The organism is Collimonas fungivorans (assembly GCF_028292705.1).
Classification (GTDB): Bacteria; Pseudomonadota; Gammaproteobacteria; order Burkholderiales; family Burkholderiaceae_D; genus Collimonas; species Collimonas fungivorans_B.
Genome location: NZ_JAQGLV010000121.1, coordinates 1 through 10,892, shown reverse-complemented (window position 1 = coordinate 10,892; position 10,892 = coordinate 1). Strand labels below are relative to the sequence as shown.

At 61.2% G+C, this 10,892-nt stretch carries 10 protein-coding genes and 1 pseudogene; 5 read left to right on the top strand and 6 right to left on the bottom strand.

Features of this window, described 5'->3' with window-relative positions:
* From JWQ61_RS05905 to JWQ61_RS05880, 6 genes and pseudogenes are all read right to left on the bottom strand, one after another.
* Positions 1-574 (bottom strand): annotated as a pseudogene (locus JWQ61_RS05905) (dipeptidyl carboxypeptidase II); the annotation flags it as partial.
* A 174-nt stretch (positions 575-748) separates the two neighbouring features.
* On the bottom strand, positions 749-1,825 hold the full coding sequence (locus JWQ61_RS05900; RefSeq protein WP_304359705.1) for a porin: 1,077 nt from the start codon (positions 1,823-1,825) through the stop codon (positions 749-751).
* A gap of 119 nt (positions 1,826-1,944) precedes the next feature.
* Complete coding sequence (locus JWQ61_RS05895) at positions 1,945-3,036, bottom strand: ABC transporter ATP-binding protein (protein ID WP_304359704.1); 1,092 nt, start codon at positions 3,034-3,036, stop codon at positions 1,945-1,947.
* 27 nt (positions 3,037-3,063) lie between these two features.
* The gene (locus tag JWQ61_RS05890; RefSeq protein WP_304359703.1) at positions 3,064-4,869 is read right to left on the bottom strand and encodes an iron ABC transporter permease; all 1,806 of its coding nucleotides are present in this window, start codon (positions 4,867-4,869) and stop codon (positions 3,064-3,066) included.
* Between the two features lie 72 nt (positions 4,870-4,941).
* Entirely contained in the window at positions 4,942-6,042 is a 1,101-nt protein-coding gene (locus JWQ61_RS05885; protein WP_304359702.1) for an ABC transporter substrate-binding protein, read from the bottom strand.
* Between the two features lie 132 nt (positions 6,043-6,174).
* On the bottom strand, positions 6,175-7,137 hold the full coding sequence (locus JWQ61_RS05880; protein WP_304359701.1) for a tripartite tricarboxylate transporter substrate binding protein: 963 nt from the start codon (positions 7,135-7,137) through the stop codon (positions 6,175-6,177).
* 197 nt (positions 7,138-7,334) lie between these two features.
* Here JWQ61_RS05880 and JWQ61_RS05875 point away from each other — a divergent pair, with 197 nt between their 5' ends.
* From JWQ61_RS05875 to JWQ61_RS05855, 5 genes are all read left to right on the top strand, one after another.
* Positions 7,335-8,018 (top strand): response regulator, encoded by a 684-nt coding sequence (locus JWQ61_RS05875; protein ID WP_304359700.1) that lies wholly within the window; start codon positions 7,335-7,337, stop codon positions 8,016-8,018.
* On the top strand, positions 8,015-9,541 hold the full coding sequence (locus tag JWQ61_RS05870) for a sensor histidine kinase (protein ID WP_304359699.1): 1,527 nt from the start codon (positions 8,015-8,017) through the stop codon (positions 9,539-9,541). Before JWQ61_RS05875 ends, JWQ61_RS05870 begins: the two co-directional genes overlap by 4 nt.
* 78 nt (positions 9,542-9,619) lie before the next feature.
* Positions 9,620-9,931 carry a metal-sensitive transcriptional regulator gene (locus tag JWQ61_RS05865; protein ID WP_061542121.1) on the top strand — a complete coding sequence of 104 codons (312 nt, stop codon included), beginning with the start codon at positions 9,620-9,622 and terminating at the stop codon, positions 9,929-9,931.
* Between the two features lie 102 nt (positions 9,932-10,033).
* The gene (pilV, locus tag JWQ61_RS05860; protein WP_304359698.1) at positions 10,034-10,576 is read left to right on the top strand and encodes a type IV pilus modification protein PilV; all 543 of its coding nucleotides are present in this window, start codon (positions 10,034-10,036) and stop codon (positions 10,574-10,576) included.
* A partial coding sequence (locus JWQ61_RS05855) for a PilX N-terminal domain-containing pilus assembly protein (RefSeq protein ID WP_369684883.1) occupies positions 10,573-10,892 on the top strand: 320 nt, incomplete at its 3' end. The genes pilV and JWQ61_RS05855, both read left to right, overlap by 4 nt.

Genomic DNA, 10,892 nt, shown 5'->3' with positions numbered 1-10,892 from the left:
CCGACAAACGGGCGCCGGCCCTGACGAATTCGGTGCGGTAACGCTCCAGCAGGCGCAGCGATTCCGGATCGAGGCCGAGGCTGGTGCGTTGCTGGTACAGCTGCTCGACGCGGGCAAACAGTTGCGGGTCGAGGAAGATGGCGTCCTTGTGGTCGGCCAGCTTGGGCGCCATCTCTTGCTGGGTCTGGTCCAGTTCCGGGCTGGTGTTGGCGCTCACCAGGTTGAAGAATACTTCGCTGACGCGGCTCAGCATCTGGCCCGAGCGTTCCATCGCGACGATGGTGTTGTCGAAACTCGGCGCCGCCGGATTGGCTGCGATTGCGCGCGCTTCCTGGCGTTGCTGCGCCATGCCTGCTTCGAATGCCGGTTTATAGTCGGCATCCTTGATCTTGTCGAACGGCGGCATGTTGTACGGCAAGCTGCTGACCTGGGCAAACGGGGAGCTTGCAGCGAGCGCCGCGGTGGAGGTCGCCGAAGCTTGCGATGCCTTGGTCGGCATATCACAGCCCATCAGTCCCGCAGCCGCGGTCAGCATCAGTCCGCATAGCGAGATACGTCGTGTAGAAGCTTGCATCAATTCTCCTTGGGTTGGTACTGGGTATTATTTTTTTGACGAAACATTTTACGCCAGCATTCAAGAACCGGTGGATGACGCGGTATTTTGATGAAAAAAAACGGAAGACATGAATGTCTTCCGTCTCGAACGGCAGGCTAGCAAAGGCCATGTCGTTTTGCCCATCATCCAGGGTTAGAAGCGGTGCTGGATACCGGCGATGACGCCGGTCTGGCTGCTGCCGTAGGCAATATCGTCACGCGACAAGCCGACCAGCTGCGAATTTTTCGCTTTGGCGTAGGCCGCGCTCAGGTACAGGTCGGTGCGTTTCGACAGCGCATACTTGCCGCGCACCGAATACATGATCGGATCGGCATCCTTGCCGCTGGCGACGTTCTTGATGTTCTGGTAGTAGATGGCGCCGATCAGCGTCACAACCGGCGTCACCTTGTAGCTGCCGCCACCCCAGAAGAAATCGCTGCGCTGGTCGGCTGCGTTCGACGCGAGTGTCTTCTTGTAGTTGCGGTAGCCCAGGCTCAGGCTCAGGTTGCTGCCGAGCTGATAATTGCCTGCCAGGTGGATGGTGGTGGCCTTGTCGTAAGCGCTGTTGGTGGCGCTGGCTGCAGTGCCGTTGACCCGGTCGAATGTCGCCGCGATACGGAACGGGCCGCTTTCATAGCCCACGCCCACATCGTATTTCGCGCTGTCGCTGGTGCTGCCGGCCGTCTCGCCGAAGCCATAGGTGGCGCCCAGCTTGAAATCGCCGAACTTGCCCTGGTACTTGATGATGTTCGGCTGGTTGGTCGGCATGCCGTCCTTGCGGCCGCCGGTGGCGCCGGCGGAAGTCACCCACGAATACTGGGCCGAATAACCCATGGGGTCGAACGGCAGGATGAAATCATAGGTAGTGGTGAAAGAGCGGCCCAGCACCACCTTGCCAAAGCTGCCCTCCAGGCCGACGTTGGCTTGGCGGTTGAACAGCAGGCCGGCGCTGTCGAATTCGCCGGTGTCGGTCTTGAAGCCGTTTTCCAGCTGGAATACCGCTTTCAGGCCGCCGCCCAGGTCCTCGGTGCCGCGAAAGCCGATGCGCGACGTATTCGTGGCGCCCGAGCTCAGGCGCACCAGGCCGTCCTTGTTGGCATTGGCGTTGTTCACGTACTCGACCCCGGTATCGATGATGCCGTAGACGGTGACGCTGGTCTGTGCGTAAGCGCCGGATGCCAGCGTGCCGAGGGCGGCGAGCGTTGCCGCCGCCAGGTATTTTCTTTTCATTGTTGTTCCTCCGTTGTGTAATATTTTTTTGTTGGTTGTGCGGTTACGGCTAAGCTGCACAAAGGCTGTTGCGTGATGCGGATATAACTCCCCCTTTTCTGTCATCCCGGAATCTTTGCCTAGAAGGCCCATAGCGCGTCCTGCGGCAGTTGCAGCCAGTACTCGCCTGGCGCCAGCCGGTGCCGGGCGTAGGCGCGCAGCACGGTGCTGTCGGCGCCGCTGTCGGCGTTGTTGCGGAACACGCATTCCCAGCGGTCGCCGAGGTACATGCAGGTCGACAGCGGCAGCCTGATGGCGTTATCCACCTGCGTAGCGGAGATGTTGACCTGCTCGACGCGGATGATCGCGACCGCGTCCTTGTCGCCGCTGCAGATGGTCGGCCCGCGCAGCGTTGCCTTGACGTCGCCGCCTTCTACCTGCAGCAGTGCATGGCCGCCGTCGCGCTCCAGCACCTTGGCCGGCAGGCGGTTGTTGCTGCCCATGAATTCCGCGGTGAACAGGGTGTCCGGCGTTTCATACATGCTTTGCGGCGTGCCCTGCTGTTCGATCTTACCGTTGTTGAGCAGCAGGATGCGGTCGGAAATCGCCATCGCTTCGGCCTGGTCGTGGGTCACCATCAGCGCCGACAAACCGAGCCGCACGATCAGTTCGCGCAGGAAGGCGCGCGCTTCTTCGCGCAGCTTGGCGTCGAGGTTGGACAGCGGTTCGTCCAGCAGGATTACTGGCGGGTTGTACACCAGCGCGCGGGCGATGGCGACCCGCTGCTGCTGGCCGCCCGACAGCTGGTGCGGGAAGCGGTCGCCCAGGTGGCCGAGGCCGAGCTGGCCCAGCACCGTCTTGACGCGGGCGGCGATGTCGCTGCTGTTCATCTTGCGCAGCTTCAGGCCGTAGCCGACATTGTCGGAAACCGTCTTGTGCGGCCACAACGCGTAGGACTGGAACACCAGACCGAGGTTGCGCTCTTCCGCCGGGATCTCCAGCTTGCGCTGGCCGTCGAACATGGCGCGTTCACCGATCTGTATGCTGCCCGATTTCGGCGATTCCAGGCCGGCTACCGCGCGCAGCAAGGTGGTCTTGCCGCTGCCGGATGGCCCCAAAAGCGCCACCACTTCGCCGCGCTGCAATTCCATCGACACGCCCTTGAGGATAGGATTGACGCTGGCGCCGCTGCCGTAGTCGAGATGCAGGTTATTGACACTTAATTCGCTCATGATGATTTTCCTGATTAGTAGCGCAGCTTAGTCGTGAAGCTTGACGCCGAAGCGCAGCGCAATGCCGAGGCCGATGGCCACCAGCGTGATGTTGATGAAGGAGAGAGTGGCGACCAGGTCGACCGAGCCGGAAGCCCACAGCGACACGATCAGCGCGCCGATCACTTCGGTGCCCGGCGAGAGCAGGTAGACGCCGGTCGAATATTCGCGTTCGAAGATCAGGAACACCATCAGCCAGGCGCCCAGCACGCCGTAGCGCACCAGCGGCAGCGTGATGTCGCGGGTTACCTGCGAACGGCGGGCGCCGACCGCACGCGCCGCTTCTTCCAGTTCCGGACCGACCTGCAGCAGCGCCGTGGTGATCAGGCGCAAGCCGTAAGCCAGCCACACCACCGAATACGCCAGCCACACCGAGAAGATGGTGGAGCGCAGTTCGCGCAGTTGCGGAATCACGTGTTCCACCAGCCACTGCGCCACGACGTTGTCGTAACCCTTCAGCATGTTGTCGAGGAACGACGGCACGAACAGGAATACCCACAGGAACGACAAGCCGGCCAGCAGGCCCGGCACGGCGCGTGGGATCAGCACGCTGTAGTCGAGGAAACGGGTGATGCCGTCCGACTTGCGATGCATGGCCAGCGCGATGCAGCAGTAGCAGGCCACCGCAATCGCACCGCCGATGACGCCGATCAGGATGGTGTTGACAATGCCGCGCACCAGCGCCGGCTGTTCCCAGATATCGCGGAAGTGCTGCAAGGTGAAAGTATCGATCAGCGATACGCCGTAACCCCAGTGCGAAACAAACGCGCGCAAGGCGATGCCGGACAGCGGAATCACGATCGTGAAAATCAGCCAGGCCGCGATCAGGCCGAACGCCAGCCATTTCCACTTGCCCAGCGGCAGCGCCTTCTGGCGCGCGCCCTTGCCCTTGATCGATACATACTTGTTGGCCGAACGCAGCAGCCAGCGCTGGATCATCACCAGCGGCAAGGTCACCGCCACCAGGCACACCGCCACTGCCGCCATCAGGTGGTAGGAAGGCGTGCCGAGCTTGTTGGTCAGCTTGTACAGATAGGTCGGCAGCACCAGGTGGCCTTCCGGATCGCCCAGCACCAGCACCAGGCCGAACACTTCGAAACCGAGGAAAAACACCAGTACGCCGGCATAGGCCAGTGCCGGCATGATCATCGGCAGTGACACGTTCAGCGCCACCTGCAGCGGCGAAGCGCCGGCTACGCGCGCGGCTTCTTCCACATCGGCGCCCAGGCTCTTCAGCGCAGCCGAGGCGTACAGGTAAACGTGCGGCACATGGGTCAGGCCGGCGATGATGACGATGCTGGGGAAGGCATACACATTCCACGGCGCCGCTTCGATGCCGACCAGGCGCAGCAGGTCCTGCACCCACACCGTATAGAAGCCGACCGGCCCCATCGCCACCACGTAACCGAAGGCGATCACCATCGGTGATACAAAAATCGGCACCAGCAGCATCGGCGCGATCCAGCTGCGGCCTGGCAGGTCGGTGCGCACCATCAGGAACGCCAGCATGCCGCCCAGCGGCACCGCGATCAGGGCGAGGCCGCTGGCCAGCAGCAAGCCGTTGATGAAAGCCTGGCGGAAATCGGGATCGTCGAAGATGAAACGATACGGTTCCAGGCTCAGGGTCTTGACCGGCGCGAAGAACGGCGCCGACAGGAAACTTTGGTAAAAGATCAGCACCAGCGGCAGGAAAATCGCCACCGCCGCCAGTGTGACCACCAGTCCGCGCGGCCAGTTGAGGCGCGCCAGCCGGGAACGGCTGGCCAGCGGATGGGGAGGAGAAATGGATGTCATTTTGTACCTTGCAGAAAAACCCGGGTCTTGAAAATCCGCCATCCCCGCGCAGGCGGGGATGGCCTGCTTGCCTTATTTTTTCCCGGCGGCGGCCTTCCATTGCTTCAGGAACGCCAGGCGCTTGGTCTGGTCCAGGTACTGCAGCAGGGCCGGAGTAATTGCGATCGGCTTGAGCGCACCGCCCAGCTGGGTGGTCAGGCTGCCCAGGGTGTTGTGGCCAGTGACGTCCGCACGCAGGGCATACAGCTGGGACTCGTTCGAGATGATGGTCTGGCCGCGCTTGGACAGCAGGTAGTCGATCCACAGCTTGGCCGCGTTCATGTTCTTGGCCGACTTATTGATGAACACCACACGCGACAGCACCAGGTTGTAATCCTTGGTGAAGGAGACGCCGATCGATGGATCCTTGGCAGCACGCGCCTGGGCGTAAGAGCCGATCACGTTGTAGCCGATCAGGTTCTCGCCGGAGGAAATCCGCTCCAGCATGGTGCCGGTCGAGGATTGCACGCGGATGCCGATGTCGCCGAAGGTTTTCGCCAGGTCCCAGAACTGCGGATTGATTTGCGCATCTTCAGTGATGAAGGAGAAACCGACGCCCGATTTTTCGATATCGTAGGTGGTGACCTTGTTGCGGAACTTGTCGGCCTTGGTGGTTAGCAGCTTGACCAGGTCGGCGTGGTTGGCCGGCACTTCATCGGCGCTCACCAGGCGTTTGTTATAGACGATAGCCAGCGGTTCGAAAGTCGTGCCGTAAGCGCTATCCTTGTAGTTGGCCCAGGCCGGGATCGCGGCTGCTTCCTGCGATTTGTACACCGCGGCATAACCTTCGCTGGCCAGCTTGAACTGCAAGTCCATCGCCGACGACCACAGCACGTCGGCAGTAGCGCCGCCGGCGGCCGCTTCCGAAATGAAGCGGTTGTACACCTCGGTCGAATTCATGTCGTTGAACTCGACTTTGACGCCCGGATAAAGCGTGCTGAAATCCTTGATCAGCGGCTCCGCAGCCTTGGAATCGGTGGCGCTGTAGATCACCAGCTTGCCTTCTTTCTTGGCGCCGTCGACGATCTTGGCGTAGTCGGCAGGGTAGCCGGCCGGCGCCTGGGCCGAGGCGTTCAGGGCCAGGCCCAACGATACGGCGGCGATTGCGCTTGCCAGGGTTTTTTTGATAAGCATGGATGTCATCTCCTGAGTGTTATGAGTGCAGCTACTTTTAAAAAGGCGCAGGCGAGCCGGCGCCAGCCGGGATTAGGCTGCCGTTTGGTCTTGCTTGCGGGGTTTTTGCCGGGCCGGTTGCCGCGGCGGGATTTATCTGATCAAGCCAAGCTGGTCCGATTGTTTGCGATAGTCTTCAACGGTTTTTTTAATGTATGCAGTCAGCTTGTCGCCGCTCATCGCAAACGGATACAGTCCGTTGCGGGCGCGCAGCTGCTCGAACTCCGGGGTCGCCATCATCTTGTCGAAGGCGCCGACCCAGCGTTTGTAATCAGCGTCGCTCACCTGCGGGCCCATGTAGACGCCGCGGATAATCGGCCAGCTGACGTCCATGCCCTGCTCGCGCGCGGTCGGCACATCGGCCAGCGCGCCCGGCAGCCTTTTTTCGGACAGCACCACCAGCACGCGGATCTCGCCGTCCAGCGAATGCAGGGTAGCTTCCGAAGCATCGCCGGAGACTACTTGCACATGGCCGGCGCGCAAGGCGGTGAAAGCCTCGCCGCCCCCTTCCAGCGCGACGAAGCGCAGGTTCTTGGGATCGATCTGTTTTTGCTTGGCCAGTATGGAAATTTTCAGCCAGTCCTGGCTGCCTACCGTGCCGGCGGCGCCGATAGTGACTTTCGAGGGATTTTTCTTGAGGGCGTCCAGCAGGTCGGGCAAGGTTTTGTACGGCGAATCGCTGCGCACTGCGATCATGCCGTAGTCGACTCCGAGCGCAGCTACCCAGCGCACATTGCCGACGTCGGCATCGCCGTATTTTCCCTGCGCCAGGTTCATCAGCGAACCGCCCGAAAACGCCACCAGCGTATCGGCTTCGGCGCGGCGCTGGGTAACAATGGAATTCCAGGCCACGGCGCCGATGCCGCCCGGCAGGTAGCTGATTTTGACGGGATTTGCGGATGAGGATTGCAGCTGAAGGCCCTTCTGCACCAGCTTGCAGGTCACGGCCATGCCGCCGCCCGGTTTGGCCGGCGCAATGCACTGCACCGGCGCCGCATGGGCGCCAAGCGTGACACATGCACTGAGTGCAGCAATCCAGGTGATTACGGAATTCATTGTCTCCTACCCATTCTGTTGTTGTTTCACCTGCAATGCAGATGCGAAACCCAGGGCTTTATTCATTTTTTTACATCATAACGGCGGCAGTCTTTCATTTTCCTTTCACTCAGATTTTGCCAAGCAAGGTTTTCTGTGTGAGTATTGACCGCCCGTTTTTGAATTTTAGCCACTAGTTGCCATAAGTTGTCATAGCCATGCGGATTTTACTGATTGAAGACCACGTTGAGTTGTCGCGCTGGCTGACCAAGGCGCTGCAGGATGCGCACTGGTCGGTCGAATGCGCCATGAACGGCGCCGACGCCGACAGCCTGCTGCACACCCAGCAGTATGCGCTGGTGATCCTCGATCTCAGTCTGCCGAAAATGGATGGACTGGAAGTCTTGAAGCGCTTGCGCGCGCGCGGCAGCAAAACCCCGGTACTGATCCTGACCGCGCGCGGCGGTTTGCAGGACCGGGTGCAAGGCTTGAACCTGGGCGCCGACGACTACCTGGCCAAGCCGTTCGAACTGGTCGAACTGGAAGCCCGCGTCAAGGCCCTGCTGCGCCGCGCGCAAGGCGGCGAAGCGCCGATCTACAGTTGCGGCGCCTTGCAGTTCGATACGGTGTCACGCATGTTCAGTTATGGCAACGGGGTGCTGGCACTGACGCCGCGCGAACATGCGGTGCTGGAAGTGCTGATCAGCCGCGCCGGCCGCGTGGTGTCCAAGGAAAAACTGTTCGACGAAGTGTTTTCGCTGGTCGACGACGCCAATCCCGACGCGATTGAAATCTATATCCATCGCCTGCGCAAGAAACTGCAGCGCCCCGGCGCCGAAGCGGTCGCCATCACTACCTTGCGCGGCCTTGGTTACCTGCTGGAAGTTGTCGCAGAAAAATGACGGCGCCGCCAGTCCATCCGGCGGCAGCCGATTCTAAGCCCGGAAACAAGCCGGCAAAGTCGCTGGGCAGCTTGCGCAGCCAGCTGCTGAGCTGGCTCCTGATCCCCTTGCTGCTGCTGGTGGCGCTGGATGCCTTTTCCGTCTACCGCAACGCGCTCGATGTGGCCGACCTGGCCTACGACCGTGCCCTGCTGGCTTCGACCCGGGCGCTGGCGGAACGGGTGTCGGTGGTCGATGGCAAGGTGGTCGCCGATGTGCCGTATGTGGCGCTGGACAGCTTCGAAACCGACACCCTGGGTCGCATCTACTACAAGGTCACCGGTACCCGCGGCGAATTCGTTTCAGGCTATGAAGACCTGCCGGCATTGCCGCCCGACGTGCCGCGCTCGGAAATCTATCCGGCGCTGGTGCGTTTCTATCACGCCAACTATCACAACCAGGCAGTGCGCATCGCCGCCCTGTATCAACCGGTGTATGACGATTCGATGCGCGGCATCGCCCTGATCCAGGTCGGCGAAACCATGGATGCGCGCAGCGACCTGACCCGCAAGATTTTATTCAGCACCTTGTGGCGGCAAGGGTTGCTGGTGACGGTCGCGGCCTTGCTGGTGTGGTTTGCGGTGCGTTTTGTGCTGCGCCCGCTGATGCAGCTGAAAGCTGCGGTGGAAGCGCGCGCTACTACCGACCTGGCCGATTTCGAAGTCAACCAGGTGCACAGGGAAGTGCGGCCGCTGGTAGTCGCCATGAATGGCTACATGGGACGCTTGCAGGCGCTGATCACCGGCCAGCGCCGTTTTATCGCCGACGCTTCGCATCAGCTGCGCACGCCGCTTACTGTACTTAAAACACAGGCCGAACTGGCCTTGCGCGAACTGGACCGCAATCCCAACCGCAATTTCGACGATAAGCGCGCCTGGCACAGCCTGCGCGAAATCGTCGCCAGCATCGCCGGCACCACCGATGCCACCGTCCACCTGGCCAACCGGCTGCTGACGCTGGCGCGCGCCGAGCACGGTGCAGCCGAGAGTGGCAATGAACCGGTATCGCTCACCGACATCGCACACCAGGTAGGCATGGAGCAGGCGCGCGCCGCGGTAAAAAAACAGATCGACCTGTCCTTCGACGCCGCCGACCAGCTGATCGTCAGCGGCAACGCCTTGCTGCTGCACGAACTGGTCAGCAATCTGCTGGACAATGCGATTCATTACACCCCGGCCGGCGGCAAGATCGTATTGCGCGTGCGGCGCGACAGCGTGGCTCAGCGCGCCTTGCTGGAAGTGGAAGACAGCGGCATGGGCATCGCCGAAGAAGACCGCGAGCGCGTGTTTTCCGCGTTTTATCGTGCGCCGTCCGCGCAACAGCAAAACCCCGGCGGCGCCGGCCTCGGCTTGTCGATCGTGCGCGATATCGCGTCCTCGCATGGCGCGCGGATTACGCTCTCCGCCGTTGAAGAGGACAAGGACCTGGCTCCCGGCCTGAAGGTGACGGTCAGCTTCCCCTTGGCTTTATCGATTGATTCCTGATAGCGTTAGACATGCCGGTCATTTGCATTGGCCCGGCAAACAGTTCTGCGCGATTTTTCAACACGAAGGAGGCAGGCTTTGAGCGATACGCCCGTTAAAATAGTGCACGGCACGGCCCTGACCGATGAACAGAAAAAAGATCTGCTGCACCGTCTGGCGCGGGTTGAAGGTCAGATCCGCGGCGTGCAGAAACTGATCGCCAATGCCGCGGTGCCGGCCGATTGCGAAGGCGTCGCCCAGCAACTGGCGGCGGCTCGCAAGGCGCTCGACAGAGCTTTCGTCACCTTGCTGACGGACGCCATCGTCACCCATACCGCGGCCGCGGCCAATCCCGAGCAAGCCGAAAAAAACGCCAGGAACTTGGCAGCCTTGCTGGATAAATTTGCCTGAGCAGTAATGACTGAAATTTTTTAAGCGCGCCAGCTATTCCTTCGCCGATCTGCCATTCCTATAATTCTTTTCAGACGATATCCGAACGAAAAGAGGAAGCGCATGATTTCAGCCGGCAATCACGCGGCCAGGCAATCCGGAACCGGCATGATAGAAGTGCTGGTGGCGATCGTCATCACTGCCTTCGCCATGTTTGCCCTGATCGGCACACAAACCCTCGCCCTGCGTTACCAGAAGACCGCGCATTTGCGTGCGATGGCCAGCCAGTTCAGCGCAGACCTGGCCGATCGCGTACGCGCCAATATCCGCGGCGCCGATAGCGGCGCATACAACCTGTCGCAGCAGGCCTATCCCGCCGTCGATGAATCCGCGCCATCCTGCTCCGGTTCCGGCGGATGCACACCGCAGGAACTGGCGGCAAACGATATCCAGGATTGGCGCACCGGCCTCAGCGATGCGATGGCCGGCGGCTGGGGCGAGATTGCGGGTTCGCTGGTGGATGGCTTCACGGTCAAGGTGTATTTCCTGGATCCGTCGGCCTCCAGCGGAGAACCTGACCCGGTCGAGAAAAATTGCCTACCAAGCGCCGCCGACCCGGTTCTGCACAAAGATGTGATGTGTTTGGCCACCGCTTTTTTCCCATGAAAAAATCTTTGCGCCGGCAGTTCGGCCTGGTTCTGCCCATGTTGCTGATCAGCCTGCTGGTGATGATGCTGCTCGCCTTCAGTGTCTTGCGCGCGGCGCTGCTGGAAGAAAAAATGGCCGCCAATGCCGGCAACCTGCAAATGGCTTTCCAGGCTGCCGAACATGCGTTGCGTTTTTGCGAGAACCAGCTGCAGCTGTCGCCGATCGTCATCCCGCAGCTCAAGCAAGGGCCGGTTCCAATCGATGGCGACAGCAGCAAACCCTATTGGGAAATAGCGGACAGCTGGCGCAACAGCGAGGTTTCGGTAACCGTGCC